Source organism: Actinomadura sp. 21ATH, assembly GCF_041951345.1.
Lineage (GTDB): Bacteria > Actinomycetota > Actinomycetes > Streptosporangiales > Streptosporangiaceae > Spirillospora.
In genome coordinates, this window is the sequence record NZ_JBGNUR010000012.1 from 154630 (window position 1) to 172372 (window position 17743).

Sequence of the window (17743 nt, forward strand, 5' to 3'; positions counted from 1 at the left end):
TCTCTCGCGTTCCTCAGCCGCGGAACGCGCGCCGGACGGACATCCGCACGTCCCGGACGGCCTGCCCGATCGGGCCCGTCACGTTCGCGCGCGTCCAGGCCGCCGCGGACCGCCAGACGGAGCGGACGGCGCGCCCGGCGGGGAGGAGCACCGCGTTCTTGACCGCGCGGCACGGGGCCACCACGAGCACCCGCCACGTCCGGGCGACGCCGTGGCCGATGGGGCGCAGGACGTAGCGGTACAGGGCCACGGCCGGGATCACGAACAGTGCGCGGCCCAGCACGGCGAACAGGCGGCCGAGCATCCGCCAGGCCCACACCACCGCCCCGGCGAAGATCGCCCAGCCGGCGGCGATGCCGGTGCCGGTGACGCGCGCCAGCCAGGCCAGGCCCAGCAGCGGCGGCTTCAGCACGTACCGCCAGAGGGCGACGGCCGGGACCACGACCAGGTAGCCGACCAGGAACGCGATGCCCGTGCCGATCGCCTTCCCGATCCAGGCGAGGACGCCCCACACGGCGACGGCCGGGATGACGACCAGGACGTTCAGCAGCCACAGGGCGCCGCGCCAGAGCGCCTTCGCGGGACGGGCGACGAGGAGGTCGAAGCCGGCCGCCAGGACGCGGCCGATCGGCGCGAGGATCGCGGTGTAGAGCCAGCGGGCCGCGCGGCCCGTGCCCCTGCCGAGCAGCCGCAGCCCGCCGACGATGAGCGTCATCACCAGCCAGCGGAGCGGCGCGTACACCGTGTGCGTCCACAGCCAGGCCAGTCCCAGGCCGATGGGGCGCAGGATCGGGTGCAGCACCGCCAGGTACGCGGCGCGCAGGCCGCGGCCGAGCCATCGGGGGACGCGCCCCAAGGCGCTGAACAGGGTTTTCAGCAGGTCGTACGCGAGCCGGAACGGGAGCACGAAGATGACGGCGATGACGCGCGCGGGGACGACGATCCAGGCGGGCCCCACCTGCGTCGCCATCGGCCGCCCGGCGGGCGGCGCGGCGGGCGGCGCGGCGGGCGCCGCCGCGGGTGCGGGCGGCGCGGGCTTGGCGAGGTCGAGGGGGGCGGGCTTGCTGAGGTCGATGGGCGGTGCGGCGGTCGCCTGCTCGAACTGCCTCTCGGTCACGTCGTGCTCCACGGGTAGGCCGGGTGCCGCCCGCGGGTCCCGGGGAGGTCCCCGGAGGCGGCGGCAGTACCAGTTTGGACGGTTCCGAGCGCTTCTGGGTTTCCGCGGGAACACGAGTTGAACCTCACCGCGCCCCGCCCGCGTACTGCTCCTCGATCCGGTAGAGCGGTGCGGCTGCTCCGCCTCGATCGACATGGAGGGCAGACATGGAATTCCCGCGGTGGGCGGTACCCGTGGTCGCCGTGGTGGCCGGCGCGACGACGCTGACCGCCTGCGGGCAGGAGCCGGTGGGCCAGAACGCCGGCGCGGGCGCGCGGCAGTCCCCGGCGGCCGACCCGTCCGCGGACGCCGGGGAGGAGCCGCCGGCGGTGCGGCCGGCGTCGCTGGAGGTCGCCGAGGTGGACCGGCTCGGGCGGGTCGTCACCGACCGCGAGGGGCGGACGCTCTACCGGTTCGACAAGGACACCGCCCGTCCGCCGGCGTCCACCTGCGAGGACGCCTGCGCCGACGCGTGGCCGCCGGTGATGACCGGGCAGGGCGAGGTCGAGGTGAAGGGCGTGGACCAGAACCTGGTCGGCAAGGTGCGCCGCCCGGACGGGGCGTGGCAGGTCACGCTCGGCGGCTGGCCGCTGTACCGGTACGCGAAGGACCGTGAGCCCGGCGACGCGAAGGGCCAGGGCGTGGGCGGCACCTGGTACGCCTCGGCGCCCGACGGGAAGAAGGCCGAGGTGCCGGACCGGGCCCCGGCGAACGGCCAGGACGGGGACGAGGGCGGCCGTTGGGCCGGCTGGACGGTCGTGAAGGTCCGCCAGGACCCGCGGTACGGGCCGATCGTGACCGACGGCAAGGGCCGCGTGATGTACCGGTTCGACAAGGACCGGGTGAGGAAGACCAACTGCTTCGGCGACTGCAAGAAGGCGTGGCCGCCGGTGAAGTTCACGAACTGGAAGAAGGTCAAGGTCGAGGGCGTCGACCGCGATCTGGTCGGCTTCATCGAGCGCGCGGGCGACCCGGCCTGCCAGCTGACGATCGACGGCCGGCCGATGTACTACTTCGCGAAGGACCGCGAGCCCGGCGACACCGCGGGCCAGGGCGTGCAGGACGTCTGGTGGCTCGTGTCGGCGCGCGGCGAGAAGATCACCACGGCGCCGGACGGGGGCGGCGGGTACGGCGGCTACTGAGCCGCGTACCACCACAGACGAAGGCGTGGGGACGCGCGGGTCGGTCGGGGTCCGCGGGTCTCCACGCCTTCTCCCGGAAATGTCATTATTCCTCCGGATTCTCCTGACCGTTCTGTGGTTAATGTCCGGCAGTTTCCCTTGTGTCGTACGTTGCCGGTGCGTTGCGTTTTGATCACCATCCCCCGGGTACTTGATCAACACTCTCGACAGCTCCTGGGTCGGGTGTTTGAGTAGGTGACGGTCTCGCCACGCAATGCGGCCCGGCGAAGTGCCCGCACGTGGTGGGAGCTTCTGGAGGTCCGATGGTCGAACGAACGAGGACCCGGACCCGGTATGGGGGAAGCCGGGGTTCGGGCAGGGGCGCGCGCGCGACGATCGCGCTGGCGCTCCTGGCGTCGGGATTGTCCGCGTGCGGCGGCGAGAGCGGGCCGCCCACTCTCAGCTGGTACATCAATCCCGACAACGGCGGGCAGGCGCGGCTGGCGGAAGCCTGCACCAAGGCCGCGGGCGGGAAGTACCGGATCGCCACCTCGGTGCTGCCGAACGACGCGACGCAGCAGCGCGAGCAGCTCATCCGGCGGCTGGCCGCCAAGGATTCCGGGATCGACATCATGAGCCTGGACCCGGTGTTCGTGGCCGAGGCCGCCAACGCCGGATTCCTGCGGCCGTTCGAGGAAAGCGAGAAGGCGCAGTTCACCGAGGGCGTTTTCCCGCCCGCGGTGGAGAACTCCACCTGGGAGGGCAAGCTGTACGCGGCCCCGTTCTGGGCCAACACGCAGATCCTCTGGTACCGGAAGTCGGCCGCGCAGAAGGCCGGAATCGACCCCAAGGCCGCCGATTTCACCTGGGACAAGCTGATCGACGCCGCGGCGCGGGCCGGGGTCACGGTCGGCGTCCAGGCCAACCGGTACGAGGGCTACATGGTGTGGATCAACGCCCTCATCGAGTCGGCCGGCGGCCGGATCATCAGCGCCGCCGAGCGCGGCGACGACGCGGCCATCGAGATCGACTCCCCGGCCGGCCGGCAGGCCGCCGCCATCATCGCCAAGCTCGCCGGCTCGAAGGCCGCGGGCCCCACCATGTCGACCGACGACGAGGAGGCGGCGCGCAACCTGCTCAACGGCCCGCGCGGCGGCTTCATGGTCAACTGGGGCTACATCTGGCGGGCGCAGAACGGCGACGCCAAGGACGGCGTGATCGACAAGAGCATCCCCGGCGACATGGACTGGGCCCGCTACCCCCGGGCGGTCGCCGGGCAGGAGAGCAAGCCCCCGTTCGGCGGCATCGAGCTCGGCATCGGCAACTACGGCGAGCACAAGGACACGTTCGCGGTCGAGGCGGTCAGATGCATCACGTCCGCCGACAACATGAAGAAGTACATGATCGACTCCGGTAACCCGGCCGCCCGCGCCTCGGTGTACGACGATCCGGAGGTCCGCAAGGAGTTCCCGATGGCCGGCCTCATCCGGGACTCGATCAACTCGGCCGCTCCCCGGCCGATCACCCCGTACTACACCGACGTGTCCGGCGCGGTGCAGAGCCGCTGGCACCCGCCCGGCTCAGTGAACCCGCAGACCACGCCGGGCGAGTCCGCCACGTTCATCCGCCAGGTCCTGCGCGACCAGGCCCTGCTGTGACCGGAGGCTCCGCATGACCGCAGTGGATACGGCTCCGGCCGCCTCCAGGAACGGGAAGAAGCGGCCGGAGATCTCCGACCGCGGCAGGTCCGAGCGCAGGCTCGGGCTGATGCTGGCCGCGCCGGCCGTGATCGTGATGCTGCTGGTGACGGCGTACCCGCTGTTCAACGCGCTGTACCTGTCGCTGTTCAGCTACCGCCTCACCAGCCCGGAGGACCGCGAGTTCGTCTGGTTCGCCAACTACGTCACCGCGCTGAGCGACCCGCTGTTCTGGCAGAACGTCCTCACCACGTTCTTCATCACGGCCGTCACCGTCGCGGTGGAGCTGGTCATCGGGTTCGCGCTGGCGCTGGTGATGCACCGGGCGCTGTTCGCCCGGCGCACGCTGCGCACCGCGATCCTGATGCCGTACGGCATCGTGACCGTCATCTCGGCGTTCGCTTGGCTGTTCGCGTTCGACCTGACGTCGGGGTTCGTGAACCAGTGGTTCGGGCTCGGCGACTACGACTGGTTCGGGGGCCGCTGGTCCTCGCTGTTCGTGATCATCCTGTCCGAGATCTGGAAGACCACGCCGTTCGTGTCGCTGCTGCTGCTGGCCGGCCTGGCGCAGGTTCCGCGCGACCTCGGCGAGGCGGCCACCGTGGACGGCGCCACCGCCTGGCAGCGGCTGTGGCGGGTCACGATCCCGAACATGAAGGCGGCCATCATGGTCGCGATGCTGTTCCGCACGCTCGACGCGTGGCGGATCTTCGACAACGTCTTCGTCATGACGCGCGGCCAGAACGACACGCAGACGCTGTCGTTCCTCACCTACCAGCAGACCATCACCCGGACCTCGATCGGGCTGGGCAACGCCGTCGGCGTGCTGCTGTTCCTGTCCGTGCTGCTGATCGCGGTGATCTACATCAGGGGGTTCCGGGTGGACCTGTCGCAGGTGCGGGGTGATCGGTGATGGAGTCGACGCGTTCCAAGGTCCTGTGGATCATCGGCGCGGTCGTGATCCTGATCTGGTCGATCTTCCCGATCTTCTGGATCGTGATGCTGTCGTTCAAGCAGCCCGGCGAGATCGGCAACCAGCCCGGGTTCTTCCCCAAGGACTGGACGTTCGAGAACTACCGGACGGTCTTCTCAATCGACCTGTTCACCTCCGCGCTGATCAACTCGATCGGGATCTCGCTGATCGCGACGTTCATCGGGGTGGTGTTCGCGACGCTGGTGGCGTACGCGATCGCCCGGCTGGAGTTCCCCGGCAAGAAGATCATCCTGTCGTTCGCGCTCGCCATCGCGATGTTCCCGGTGGTGTCGCTGGTCGGCCCGCTGTTCAACCTGTGGCGCGACATCGGCCTCTACGACACCTGGCCGGGGCTGATCATCCCGTACATCTCGTTCGCGCTGCCGCTCGCGATCTGGACGCTGTCGGCGTTCTTCCGCGAGATCCCGTGGGAGATGGAGCAGGCCGCGCAGGTGGACGGCGCCACGTCCTGGCAGGCGTTCCGGAAGGTGATCGTCCCGCTGGCGGCGCCCGGGGTGTTCACCGCGGCGATCCTCACCTTCTTCTTCTGCTGGAACGACTTCGTCTTCGGCATCTCGCTCACCTCCAGCGACAGCGCCCGGCCGGTGCCGGCGGCGCTGGCGTTCTTCACCGGCGAGTCGCAGTTCGAGGCGCCGACCACCGCGGTGTCCGCCGCCGCGGTCGTGGTCACGGTCCCGGTCGTGATCATCGTCCTGCTGTTCCAGCGCCGCATCGTTGCCGGGCTGACGTCCGGCGCCGTCAAGGGATAGGAATAGGGAGCCCTTCCATGGCCGCCATTTCCATGCAGAACATCGTCAAGCAGTACGGCGACGGGTTCCCGGCCGTGAACGACGTCAGCCTGGACGTCCAGGACGGCGAGTTCATGATCCTGGTCGGCCCGTCCGGCTGCGGGAAGTCCACCCTGCTGCGCATGATCGTGGGGCTGGAGGACATCACCTCCGGCGAGATGCGCATCGGCGACAGGGTCGTCAACCGGGTCGCGCCGCGCGAGCGCAACCTGTCGATGGTCTTCCAGAACTACGCGCTCTACCCGCACCTCACCGTGTACGAGAACATCGCGTTCCCGCTCCGCCTCGCCAAGACGTCCGACGAGGAGGTCCGCAAGCGGGTGACCGAGACCGCCGAGCTGCTGGAGCTCACCGAGCACCTGGAGCGCAAGCCCGCCAACCTGTCCGGCGGGCAGCGGCAGCGGGTCGCGATGGGGCGCGCGATCGTCCGCCAGGCGGACGCTTTCCTGTTCGACGAGCCGCTGTCCAACCTGGACGCCAAGCTGCGCGGGCAGATGCGCACCGAGATCTCCCGCCTCCAGCGCCGCCTCGGCGTCACCACCGTCTACGTCACGCACGACCAGACCGAGGCGATGACGCTCGGCGACCGCGTCGCCGTGCTGCGCAAGGGCGTCCTCCAGCAGGTCGGCAGCCCGCGCGAGCTGTACGAGCAGCCGACCAACCTGTTCGTCGCGGGCTTCATCGGCTCCCCGTCGATGAACTTCCTCCCGGCGACGGTCACCGAGGGGCACCTGGAGACGCCGCTCGGCCGCTTCGAGATGGACGAGCGGGAGGCCGCCGCCGTCGGCGACCGCGACGTGGTGCTCGTCGGCGTCCGCCCCGAGGACTTCGAGGACGCCGAACTGATCTCGGACGAGAAGCGGGCGCGCGGCAAGGTCGTCCGGGCCAAGGTGGACGTCACCGAATGGCTGGGCAACGAGCAGTACGCGTACGTACCGTACGAGGCGCCCGCCGACCTGAGCGCGCAGCTCCGCGAGCTGTCCAAGGAGCTGGACAGCGACCAGATGCGCACCCAGGCGGTGGTGTCCCTGGACGCGGCCAGCCTGATCAACGCGGGCGACGAGGCCGACCTCTGGATCGACACCGCCAAGATGCACATCTTCGATCCGGCGACCGGCGACAACCTCACCCGGGACGAGGAGCGGGTGGCCGCGCTCGGCCGCCGCGCCGACCAGGCCCGCGAGGCGCAGCGCCGGGCGCAGCGCACCGACGAGCCGGCCGCCGCGGCCAAGGGCGGCGACTAGGAGCGATGCACTTCGTCTTCACCCCGCCGGCGGACGCGGCCGGCGGCCTGCTGACCCTCCCGTGGAACGAGCCGCTGGAGGAGTGGGCCGACGACCGGCTGGTGGAGATCCGGCAGCGCGGGCTCTCCCGCCATGTCGTCCGGTTCGTCGCCGAGGAGGGCCAGGTCTACGCCCTCAAGGAGCTGGACGGGAGGCTCGCGCGCCGGGAGTACCGCCTGCTGCGCGCCCTGCGCGACCTGAAGGTGCCCGCGGTGGAGGTGGTCGGCATCGCGATCGACCGGACCGACACCGCGGGCGGGCCGCTCGACGCGATCCTGGTGACCCGCTTCCTGGAGTTCTCCAGCTCCTACCGCAACCTGTTCGCCAACCCGCGCGGCGGCCACCCCACCGACCGCCTCCTGGACGCGCTCGTCGAACTCCTCGTCCGGCTCCACCTGGCGGGCTTCATGTGGGGCGACTGCTCCCTGTCGAACGTCCTGTTCCGGATGGACGCGGGGGCGTTCGCCGCGTACCTGGTGGACGCCGAGACCGCCGAGCTGCACCCGTCGCTGTCGGAGGGCCAGCGGAGCTACGACGTGAACCTCGCCAGGGAGCGCATCGCGGGCGAGGCGTTCGACCTGCGCGCCGCCGGCACCCTTCCCGCGGAGATCGACCCGATCGACATCGCCGACGAGACCGTGCGCCGGTACGAGGCGCTGTGGGACGAGCTGACCCGCGAGGAGCTGCTGCACCCGGACGACCAGCGCTACCGCATCGGCGAGCGGCTGCGCCGCATCAACGAGCTCGGCTTCGACGTCGACGAGGTCGAGCTGCTGGACGCCGGCGGCCCCGGCGAGTCCCGCCTGCGCGTCCGCACCCGGGTGGCCGAGCCGGGCCACCACCGCCGCCTCCTGCTGAGCCGCACGGGCCTGGTCGCGCAGGAGAACCAGGCCCGCCGCCTCCTGAACGACATCGCCGGCTACCGCGGCCACCTGGAGCGCGAGTCCGGCCGTCCCGTGCCCGAGGTGGTCGCGGCGAACCGGTGGCTGGCCGAGGTGTACGAGCCGATCGTGCGGGCCGTCCCGCCCGCCCTCCGCGACCGCCTGGACGAGGTGGAGATCTTCCACGAGGTCCTGGAGCACCGCTGGTTCCTGTCCGAGGAGTCGGGCCGGGACGTCGGCACCCGCACGGCGGCCCGCGACTACTTCCGCAACGTGCTCCCGCACGTCCCGGCCGAGCTGACCCTCACGGCGGCGAAGGCCCGCCCCGAACCCCGCCCCGGCGGGCCGCCCGCCCCGCGTTAGGGTGAGCCGGTGACCGAGACCTCCCGTCACCACCGCGCTGAGGGCGGGGCGCCCGCGCCGGCCGTGCCGCCCGCGTCGGCCGGCGGGTCGGCGATGGAGCCGGGCACCTTCAACGCGCCCTTGCGCGCGCAGTTCGAGACGTTCCTCGACGAGCACCGGGCGCGGCTGCACGGCTGCCTGGACGGGCTGACCGAGGAGCAGGCGCGGCGCTCGCTGGTGCCGTCCAAGACCACCCTCCTCGGCCTGGTGAAGCACGGGACGTTCATCGAGAAGGTCTGGTTCGACGAGGCGGTCACGCGCCGGTCCCGCGCCGAGATCGGCATCCCCGACACTCCGGACGAGTCCTTCGATCTCGGCGAGGGGGACACGGTCGCGTCCGTCCAGGAGGAGTACCGGCGGGCCTGCGAGGCGTCCCGCCGGGCCACGGCGGGCCTGTCGCTGGACGACGAGCTGCCGGGCAACCGCCGCGGCCCGCTCCCGCTGCGCTTCGTCTACCTCCACGTGCTGCGGGAGCTGGCCCAGCACTGCGGTCATGCCGACATCCTCCGCGAGCAGGTCCTCGGGCGTTAGCGCCGATGTCAGGCGCTGACGGCCTTCTTGTAGAGGCGGGTCGCCAGCGGGACGAACACGACCAGGATCACGGCGATCCAGATCAGCGACGCCGGGACGGCGTGCTGCATGGGCCAGGCGTCCGACGCCTTCATCGCGGTGCTGGTGTTGCCGAACAGCTCGCGCGCCGCCTGCGTGAACGTCGAGACGGGGTTCCACTCGGCGACGACGCGCAGCGGGGCGGGCAGCTCGGAGGTGTCGAGGAAGGCGTTGGAGACGAACATCAGCGGGAACGACACCATGGTCGCGATGTTGTTGAAGCTCTCCGGCGTGCGCAGGGCCAGCGCCACGGTCGCGGTGAACCAGGAGAACGCGTACGCGAACAGCAGCAGCAGCGCGAACCCGAGGACGACCTCCTGCGGCGACGAATGCGTCCGCCAGCCGACGGCGACCCCGACCGACGCCATGACGACCAGGCTGGCGACGTTCATCAGCAGGTCGCTGACGGTCTGGCCGATCAGCACCCCGGACGGCGCCATGGGCAGCGAGCGGAACCGGTCGAAGATCCCCTTCTGCAGGTCCAGCGTCAGCGTGTAGCCGGTGGTCTGCGCGCTGATCAGCACGGCCTGGACGAAGATGCCGGGAAGCAGGAACTCCTTGTACGGCACCCCCGGGATGTCGATGACGCTGCCGAAGACGTAGGCGAACATCAGCACGAACACGATCGGGAACATGACGGCGGCGCCGAGCAGGTCCGGCGACCGCCTGATCTTCAGGGCGTTGCGCTTGGCGATGGTCCAGCCATCGGCGGCGGGCATGGTGAGCGCGTTCATCGGGCGGCCTCCTGGACCGGCTCGTCGGCGCCGGGCGCCGGGCGCCCGGTCAGGGTGAGGTAGACGTCGTCGAGGGTGGGCCGCCGCAGTCCGGCGTCCCGTACCCGGACGCCCTCCTGGGCCAGCCGGCCGAGGCTCTGGCGGAGCGACTCGGGGCCGTCGGTCACCGGGACGGTGATCCGCAGCGACTCCGGCGCAATCCGCATCGCGCCGACCGCGACCCAGGCGAGGGCCTCCCGGGCGGTCTCCAGCTCGGCGGCGTCGGTCACGGTCACCTCGATGCGGTTGCCGCCGACCTGGTCCTTGAGCTCGTCGGCGGTGCCGCGGGCGATGGCGCGGCCGTGGTCCACCACCATGATCTGGTCGGCGAGCCGGTCGGCCTCCTCCATGTACTGGGTGGTGAGCAGCAGCGTGCTGCCGCCCGCGACGAGTTCGGCGATGGTGTCCCACAGCGCGGTGCGGGCGCGGGGGTCCAGGCCGGTGGTGGGCTCGTCCAGGAACAGCACCGGCGGGTCGGCGACCAGCGCGCCGGCGAGGTCGATCCGGCGCCGCATGCCGCCGGAGTAGCCCTTCACCGGGCGGTCGGCGGCGCCGGTGAGGTCGAAGCGTTCGAGCAGCTCGCGGGCGCGCGCCTTGCTGCGCTTGGCGCCCAGGTGGTAGAGCCGCCCGACCATCTCCAGGTTCTCGGCGCCGGTGAGGTGCTCGTCGACGGCGGCGTACTGGCCCGACAGCCCGATGTACGAGCGCAGCCGCCGGGCGTCCCGGACGACGTCGCAGCCGGCGACGGTGGCGCGGCCGCCGTCGGGTGCCAGCAGGGTGGTCAGCACCCGCACCGTGGTGGTCTTGCCCGCGCCGTTCGGGCCGAGCAGGGCCAGTACCGTGCCCTCCGGCACGGAGAAGCTCAGCCCGTCCAGGGCCTTCACCTCGCCGTATCTCTTGACGAGTCCGTCGGCCGTGATCGCGTCGGTCATGAGGGTCTCCTCGCTGGTGTCCGGGGGTGTCAGGAGCGGTGGACGTCGATGTGGCCCCAGTTGGTGTGCGCGTGCACCTCCACCACCGTGTCGCCGGCCTCGGGGGGCTCGGCGGCGTCCAGGGTGTTGCGCACCACGCCGTTCTTGGTGTGCAGGTCCAGCCAGGCGGCCGTGCCCTCGGCGATGCCGACGTCGACCTTGCCGTGGCCGCCCTCCACGCGGACGGTGCCGCTCACCGCCGCGCCGATCCGGATGCGGCCGTGCGCGGACCTGGCGGTGAGGGCGCCGAGGACGCGGTCCACGGTGATCCCGCCGACACCGGTCCTGACCTGGAGCTCGCCGGCCGCGGTGCCGAGGAAGATCTCACCGGTGGAGTTCTTCACCGTGCCGGAACCGTCGACGGCGCCGATCCGGATCGCCCCGACGGAGCCGGTCACGTCCACGGCGCCGGTCACCCGGTCCACGGTGATCTCGCCGGTGGACGTCCTGGCCTCCAGCGGCCCGGCCTCCTCCAGGCGCACGTCGCCGTTCGGGCTGTGCACGACGGTCCGGCCGAGCACGCCGGTGGCGACGAAGCCCGCCATGCCGCCCGCGGAGACCGCGGCCTCCAGGCCGGACCCGGCCGGCAACTCGACGGTCACCTCGATGGAGCCGCGCCAGGACCGCAGGTGGCCGAGGCCCTTGGGCCGGGGCGCCCTGACCAGCAGCCGGCCGGCGGAGAACTCGACGACCGTGCGCTCGGCGTCCTGCACGCACGCCTCGGACTCCGGGTCGCTGGGGCGCACCTCCACCACCGTGTCGGCGCGGTGGCTCGCGTGGACGCGGACCTGGCCGACGAACATGTCGATGTCGGCGGTGATCGGCTCGGGGGTGTCGAAAACGGGCATGGCGGAGCCCTCCTCATGGGTCCGGTGGAACATCCCGGCCTCGGGGCCGGGCGATGGAGTACGTGATGGAGCCGGAAGGGCTAGCGCACCCAGCCGGTGTAGCCGCGGCCGCTCCGCACCTGCCGCGGCGGGCCCGCGGGGGCGCTCGCGGCGCCGGGTTCGAGCGCGGCGGAGACGGCGCGGACCAGCCAGGCGTTGACCGAGATCCCCTGGCGGCCGGCGGCCTCCTCCGCGCGCACCTTGAGGTGCTCGGGCAGCCGCAGCGTCATCCGCGCGGTGCCGCCCTCGTCGGCGGGGGGAGGCCCGGCGGGCGGCGCGGCCTCCGGAACGGTCTCCGCCGCGCGGTCGTCCGCGCGCCACTCGGCCGGCGGTGCGGGCGGCGGCGTCACCACGAACGCCGGGTCGCCGCCGCGCAGCCGCACGTCGACCGAGCCCGGGGCGAGCTCGCTGGTGATCTCGTCGGCCGCGGCCGACAGCGCCTCCAGCAGGGACAGCCTGGCGGCCGATTCCAGGGCGCCGGTGAGCCGCTCGGCCAGCGCCCGCGCCTCCGGTCCGCCCGCCTCGGCGGCCACGGCGAGCTCGCGCCGGAGCTTCTCCACGTACGGCATCAAATCCATGCCATCACTATGACGCCATAGTGACGTCACGTCAAGCAGAGGTGGCGTCACTTTGCCCAAAGTGGCGTCATATGGCGCTCAGCGGCGGGTGAGCGGGGTCTCCGACTCCAGGTGGGTCAGCTTGTCCGGGTTGCGGACGTAGTAGAGGCCGGTGATGCGGGCGTCGTGGACGCTGACCGCCATGACGCCGTCGACCTCGCCGTCCATGAGGACGAGGAGCGCGGGAGTGCCGTTGACGACGGTGGGCTCGGTGGTGAGGCCGGGGCCGTACCTGCCGATGCCGCCGAAGAAATAGCGGACGATCCTCTCGGCGCCGACGATCGGGTGCCGCGCCGCCTGCTTGACGCCGCCGCCGTCGCTGACCAGGACGACATCGGGCGCGAGGACGTCCAGGAGCTCCTGCGGATTCCCCGTCTCGACGGCGTGCCGGAGCGACTCCAGCGCCGCCCGCGCCTGGCCGGGCGAGACGGCCTGGCGGGGGCGGCGCGCCTCCACGTGCCGGCGGGCGCGATGGGCGATCTGGCGGACGGCCGCGGGGCTCTTGCCGACCGCGGCCGCGATCTCGTCGTACTCGAAGCCGAACGCCTCGCGCAGCACGAAGACCGCGCGCTCGGTCGGCGCCAGCGTCTCCATCACCAGCAGGAGCGCCATCGACATGCTCTCGGCGAGCTCGACGTCGTCGGCCACGTCCGGCGCGGTGAGCAGCGGTTCGGGCAGCCACGGGCCGACGTAGGACTCCCGGCGGCGCTTCATGGTGCGCAGCCGGTTGAGCGCCTGCCGGGTGGCGATCCGGACCAGGTAGGCGCGCTCGTCCCGCACCTGCTCCGTGTCGACCCTGACCCACCGCAGCCACGTCTCCTGGAGGACGTCCTCGGCGTCGGCCGCCGACCCGAGCATCTCGTACGCGACGGTGAACAGCAGGTTGCGGTGGGCCAGGAAGGTCTCGGTCGCCGCCTCGGCGTTGTCGCTCATGGCTCTGACTCCTTCGCGATCAGCGGGCCGCGGGCGCCCCGGAACGCGCGAACCGCACGCGCTCCGCGTCCTTGACCATCCAGCTGTGCGAGCCGGGCTTGCGCGCCTCACCCGCCAGCTGCTTGATGGGACTCTTGCACGCCGCCTCCTTGAGCTTCGCGCCGAGCCGGCCGCCCACGTGCAGCGCCGTCGCCGTGTCGTTCCGGTGGGCGACCTGGAAGACGGCCGCCCGGCGGCCCAGGCTGACGCACATGGCGGCGATCCCCCTGTCGAACTCCGCCGGGCGCTCGCCCGCGATCCGGCCGAGCACCGTGTCGGCGGCGTGCGAGCCCAGCGGGAGCGCGGCCTGGCAGCTCATCCGCAACGGCAGGCCCGCCGGGGCGGCCGCGTCCCCGGTCGCGACGATGCGCTCGTCGTCCACGCTGGTCAGCGTCCCGTCGGTGAGCAGGCGGCCGACGGCGTCGGTGCGCAGCCCGCTGCGCGCGGCCAGGTCCGGCACGCCGAAGCCGGTGGTCCAGATCGTCACCTCGCTGGGCAGCTCGCGGCCGTCCTCCAGCCGTACGGCACCGCGCGTCACCTCCACCGCCGCCGAGCCGGGGCCGTCCAGCACGGTCACCCCGAGCCTGGCCAGCACCTTGGCCACCGAGCGCCGCCCCCGCGGGTGCAGGTACGGGCCGAGGAGGCCGCCACAGGCGAGCGTCACGGTACGGCCCGCCTCCGCCAGCTCGGCGGCCGTCTCGATGCCGAGCGGGCCGGCGCCGACGACCGTCACCGGTGCCTTCGCGGGGGTGCCGTCCAGCATGGTCCGCAGCCGCTGCGCCTCCTCCAGGCTCGCGATCGGGTACGCGAACTCGGCCGCCCCGGGCACTCCGGGATCCGTGCTGCCGCTGCCCACCGCGTAGACGAGGTAGTCGTAGCCGAGGGTGCCGCCGTCCTCCAGTTCGAGGCCGCGCCCGGCCGCGTCGATCCGCGTCACGGTGCCGACCAGGAGCCGTACGCCCTCGGCCAGCACCTCGCGGTAGCCGACCACCGCGTCGTCGGAGCCGCCCACCAGCTGGTGCAGGCGGATCCGCTCGACGAAGTCCGGACGCGAGTTGATCAGCGTCACGTTCAGGTCGGCGCGCTGCGTCAGCCGGTTGGCCGCCATGACTCCGGCGTACCCGCCGCCGACCACGACCACCTCGATGTTCTCGCTCATGATGCCTCCTCCGTCTCGGCCTCGGCATCAAGACACCGCCTTGGAGCCCCGTGTGACAGCCCGTGAGCCAGATCACGAGGAGGCGGCTGTGTCTCGCGACGGCATCATGGTCTCCCGCCCGCCGGCCCGGCCGATGCGCGCAGTGAACGCGGGGGAGGATCGCCCGCCGACGCCTGGCGGGGCTCGGGGCGCATCAGCCGGCGTCGTCCAGCATCGCGTCCAGGAGGTGCCGGGACGTCTCCAGGCGGCCGATCTCCTCGGCGATCCGCTCCCGCTCCCGGCGCAGGTTGGTGACCATCTCGGGGCAGGACGCGAGCGGCATCTCGTCGCGCACGCAGTGCAGGAACCGGACGATGACCGCGGTGGGAAGCCCGGCGGCGAGCAGCCGCCGGATGTGCCGGACCGCGGCGACGTCGACCGCCGAGTACTCGCGGTAGCCGTTGGGCAGGCGCCGCGGCCGCAGCAGGCCCTGCTCCTCGTAGTAGCGCAGCAGCCGCCGGCTGACTCCGGTCGCAGCGGCGAGGTCCCCGATCCGCACCGGCCCTCCTGGGCTTGACCTTCACATGGATGTGACGCCTTACCGTCCCATTGTCACTGACCGGTGGAAGGATCGGACATGTCCGGAGCATTGATCATCGGGGCCGGGCCGGGGATCGGCCAGGCGGTCGCCCGCAGGTTCGCCCGCGCGGGCTTCCCCGTCGCGCTCGTCGCGCGTACCGACGCGACGCTGAAGTCCGTCGCGGCCACGATCGGCGGGGTGCCGGTGTACACCGCGAGGGCCGACAGCTCTGACGAGGAGGCGCTGCGCGGCGCCCTCGACCGCGTGATCGCGGAGATGGGGGTCCCGGACGTCGCCGTATACAACTCGGCCGTCGTCCGCGCCGACACGCTGGACGAACTGCCCGTCCAGGAGCTTCTCGGCACCTACGCGGTCAACGTGGCGGGAGCCGCCGCGGCGGCCACCCACCTGATGCCGCGGATGGCCGCGCAGGGCGGCGGCACGTTCATCGTCACGGGCGGGATGCCCGTGGCGAAGGCGTCGTACGCGACCCTGTCCCTCGGCAAGGCCGCCGTCCGGGCGCTGGTGACGCTGCTCGACCAGCGGTACGGGCCCTCGGGCGTGCACGCCGCGACCGTCACCGTGGACGGCGTCGTCGCGCCCGGCACGGCGTTCGACCCCGACGACATCGCCGAGCGCTACTGGCGGCTGCACGAGCGTCCCGAACGGGAGGTCCTGCACACCGACCAGAGCGCCCACGACGTCGTCACCGAACTCCTGGCGGCCTGGACGAAGGCGTTCAACGAGCACCGCGCCGCCGACCTCGCCGCGATGTTCACCGCCAACGCGCTCTTCCAGGGGCTCGGACCCGCCCCGCTGGCCGGCCCGGACGAGATCCGCGGCTACTACGAGCGCGTCCCTGAGGGGACGACGGCCGACGCGCGGGTGCTGCGCGCCGAACGTTCGCCCGGCGGCTCGGTCGCGGCCTTCGCGGACGTCACGTTCGGCGGCCCCACCGGCATCTCGCACGTGCGCCTGTCGCTGAACCTGCACCTACAGGACGAGACCTGGCGGATCCGCCACTACCACGCGGCGCTCACGGCCCCCAACGCGGCCTAGTGCGTTGACTCGTGGCGTGTCCGCCTTCCACGGCCCACCTGGGAGAGGGACACGCCACGAGTCGACAAGGCGTGGTCGCGACCGGGGACGTGACGCCGCGGCGGAGGCCGTCGAGGCCGGTGGCCCGGACGGCGCCGCGGTCCGGGCCATGCTCGAACGCACTCTGCGCCGCATGGAGCCGAGCAGGACGGCTGACGCTGTGCCGTTGGTCACTCCACCGAGCGTGAAGCGATAGGAAACTATCGGTCGTGGTAACCTCCGTGAGGAATAAGTGATAGATGGATATCACTTGTATGCCGCCGGGGGGACGCCGAGCCCCCGGCGGCCTCAGCGGCCTTCCGCACGCAACGACACGCCCTCATGGAGGCTCGTCCTATGTCCCACGCAATGCCCCGGTCCGCCGAGACGGGGGTGTCCCCGCCGGTACGGGTGAACGCCGTCGTGGCGATCCTCGCGTTCGGCGGGATCGGCGTCTCGCTGATGCAGACGCTGGTGATCCCGATCGTCCCCGAGCTGCCGAAGCTGCTCGGGGCCTCCGCGGCGGACGCCGCCTGGGCGGTCACCGCCACGCTGCTCGCGGCCGCGGTCGCGACCCCGGTGAGCGGCCGGCTGGGCGACATGTACGGCAAGCGCAGGATGCTGCTGATCAGCGTGCTGATGATGGTGATCGGCTCGGTCGTCGCCGGGTTCAGCGACACGCTGGTGCCGATGATCGTCGGACGGGCGCTGCAAGGGCTGTCGGCCGGCGTGATCCCGCTGGGCATCAGCATCATGCGCGACGAGCTGCCGGCCGAACGGCTCGCCTCCGCCATCGCGCTGATGAGCGCCTCGCTCGGCGTCGGCGGCGCCCTCGGCCTGCCCGCCGCCGCGCTCATCGCGGACAACTACGACTGGCACGCGCTGTTCTGGGTCTCGGCGGGCATCGGCGTCGTCGCGCTGCTGCTCGTGCTGGCGTTCGTCCCGGAGTCCAAGGTGCGGTCCGGCGGCCGGTTCGACCTGGTGGGGGCCATAGGGCTGTCGGCCGGGCTGATCTGCCTGCTGCTGGCGATCTCCAAGGGCGGCGACTGGGGCTGGACGAGCGGCACGCCCCTCGGCCTGTTCGCGGCGGCCGCCGTGGTCCTGCTCGCGTGGGGCGCCTTCGAGTTGCGCGTCAAGGAGCCGCTGGTGGACCTGCGCACCACCGCGCGCCGCCAGGTGCTGGTCACCAACCTCGCGTCCATCGCGATCGGGTTCGGGATGTTCGCGCAGTCGCTGGTCATCCCGCAGGTGCTGCAGATGCCCGAGGCGACCGGGTACGGCCTGGGCCGGTCGCTGCTGGCCGCCGGGCTGGTGATGGCGCCGTCCGGGCTGGTGATGATGGCGCTGGCGCCGCTCTCGGCCGCGGTGTCCAAGGCCGCCGGGCCGAAGGTGACCCTGATGGTCGGGTCCCTGATCGTGGCCGCGGGGTACGGCCTGAACATCGTGCTGATGTCGGAGGTCTGGCACTTCGTGCTGGTCTCCTGCGTGATCGGGGCCGGGATCGGCTTCACCTACGGGGCGATGCCCGCGCTGATCATGGGTGCGGTGCCGCCGTCCGAGTCGGCCGCGGCCAACAGCCTCAACACCCTGATGCGGTCCCTGGGGACCTCGACCGCCAGCGCCGTCATCGGCGTCATCCTGGCGGAGATGACCATCGGCCTTGGCGGGGTGACGGTGCCCTCCGAGGACGGCTTCAAGGTCGTCATGGCGGCCGGGTCGGGCGCGGCCGTGCTGGCCTTCCTGATCGCGGCCCTCATCCCGAACCGGCGTCCCGCCGCGGCGGCGGTGGCCGAGGCC

16 protein-coding genes and 1 pseudogene are annotated in these 17743 nt (G+C 72.2%); 9 read left to right on the top strand and 8 right to left on the bottom strand.

Annotation, left to right across the window (positions count from 1 at the left end):
• Nucleotides 1-13: 13 nt before the first annotated feature.
• On the bottom strand, nt 14-1117 hold the full coding sequence (locus ACA361_RS29400) for a hypothetical protein (RefSeq protein WP_375017255.1): 1104 nt from the start codon (nt 1115-1117) through the stop codon (nt 14-16).
• A 206-nt stretch (nt 1118-1323) separates the two neighbouring features.
• Between ACA361_RS29400 and ACA361_RS29405 the strand changes: the two genes are divergently transcribed.
• From ACA361_RS29405 to ACA361_RS29435, 7 genes are all read left to right on the top strand, one after another.
• On the top strand, nt 1324-2298 hold the full coding sequence (locus ACA361_RS29405; RefSeq protein WP_375017256.1) for an SCO0930 family lipoprotein: 975 nt from the start codon (nt 1324-1326) through the stop codon (nt 2296-2298).
• 302 nt (nt 2299-2600) lie between these two features.
• Nucleotides 2601-3935 carry an extracellular solute-binding protein gene (locus ACA361_RS29410; protein WP_375017258.1) on the top strand — a complete coding sequence of 445 codons (1335 nt, stop codon included), beginning with the start codon at nt 2601-2603 and terminating at the stop codon, nt 3933-3935.
• Nucleotides 3936-3948: 13 nt separating this feature from the next.
• Nucleotides 3949-4887, top strand: a complete 939-nt coding sequence (locus ACA361_RS29415; protein ID WP_375017260.1) for a carbohydrate ABC transporter permease — start codon at nt 3949-3951, stop codon at nt 4885-4887.
• Nucleotides 4887-5717 (top strand): carbohydrate ABC transporter permease, encoded by an 831-nt coding sequence (locus ACA361_RS29420; protein WP_375017262.1) that lies wholly within the window; start codon nt 4887-4889, stop codon nt 5715-5717. The genes ACA361_RS29415 and ACA361_RS29420 overlap by 1 nt, the downstream gene beginning before the upstream one ends.
• A 17-nt stretch (nt 5718-5734) precedes the next feature.
• Nucleotides 5735-7000, top strand: coding sequence for an ABC transporter ATP-binding protein (locus ACA361_RS29425; RefSeq protein ID WP_375017264.1), 1266 nt, complete (start codon nt 5735-5737; stop codon nt 6998-7000).
• Between the two features lie 5 nt (nt 7001-7005).
• A complete protein-coding gene (locus tag ACA361_RS29430; protein WP_375017266.1) occupies nt 7006-8283 on the top strand; it encodes a DUF4032 domain-containing protein in 1278 nt (425 codons plus the stop codon).
• 9 nt (nt 8284-8292) lie between these two features.
• Nucleotides 8293-8853: a DinB family protein gene (locus ACA361_RS29435; protein WP_375017268.1), complete on the top strand. Its 561-nt coding sequence runs from the start codon at nt 8293-8295 to the stop codon at nt 8851-8853.
• Between the two features lie 8 nt (nt 8854-8861).
• Here the strand turns inward: ACA361_RS29435 and ACA361_RS29440 are convergent, their stop codons facing one another.
• The 7 genes from ACA361_RS29440 to ACA361_RS29470 form a co-directional block, all read right to left on the bottom strand.
• Nucleotides 8862-9665, bottom strand: a complete 804-nt coding sequence (locus ACA361_RS29440) for an ABC transporter permease (RefSeq protein ID WP_375017270.1) — start codon at nt 9663-9665, stop codon at nt 8862-8864.
• A complete protein-coding gene (locus ACA361_RS29445) occupies nt 9662-10636 on the bottom strand; it encodes an ATP-binding cassette domain-containing protein (RefSeq protein ID WP_375017272.1) in 975 nt (324 codons plus the stop codon). Before ACA361_RS29445 ends, ACA361_RS29440 begins: the two co-directional genes overlap by 4 nt.
• Before the next feature lie 29 nt (nt 10637-10665).
• Entirely contained in the window at nt 10666-11523 is an 858-nt protein-coding gene (locus ACA361_RS29450) for a DUF4097 domain-containing protein (RefSeq protein ID WP_375017274.1), read from the bottom strand.
• 80 nt (nt 11524-11603) lie between these two features.
• A complete protein-coding gene (locus ACA361_RS29455) occupies nt 11604-12140 on the bottom strand; it encodes a toxin-antitoxin system HicB family antitoxin (RefSeq protein WP_375017275.1) in 537 nt (178 codons plus the stop codon).
• Between the two features lie 78 nt (nt 12141-12218).
• Nucleotides 12219-13112 carry an RNA polymerase sigma-70 factor gene (locus ACA361_RS29460; protein ID WP_375017277.1) on the bottom strand — a complete coding sequence of 298 codons (894 nt, stop codon included), beginning with the start codon at nt 13110-13112 and terminating at the stop codon, nt 12219-12221.
• A 19-nt stretch (nt 13113-13131) separates the two neighbouring features.
• Nucleotides 13132-14310: an NAD(P)/FAD-dependent oxidoreductase gene (locus ACA361_RS29465; protein ID WP_375017279.1), complete on the bottom strand. Its 1179-nt coding sequence runs from the start codon at nt 14308-14310 to the stop codon at nt 13132-13134.
• Nucleotides 14311-14503: 193 nt separating this feature from the next.
• Nucleotides 14504-14848 carry a MerR family transcriptional regulator gene (locus ACA361_RS29470; protein ID WP_375017281.1) on the bottom strand — a complete coding sequence of 115 codons (345 nt, stop codon included), beginning with the start codon at nt 14846-14848 and terminating at the stop codon, nt 14504-14506.
• Nucleotides 14849-14926: 78 nt separating this feature from the next.
• On the opposite strand from ACA361_RS29470, the gene ACA361_RS29475 reads away from it, so the two are divergent.
• Nucleotides 14927-15928 (top strand): SDR family NAD(P)-dependent oxidoreductase, encoded by a 1002-nt coding sequence (locus tag ACA361_RS29475; protein ID WP_375017283.1) that lies wholly within the window; start codon nt 14927-14929, stop codon nt 15926-15928.
• Nucleotides 15929-16315: 387 nt separating this feature from the next.
• Nucleotides 16316-17725, top strand: a pseudogene (locus tag ACA361_RS29480) (MFS transporter); the annotation flags it as partial.
• Nucleotides 17726-17743: the final 18 nt, after the last annotated feature.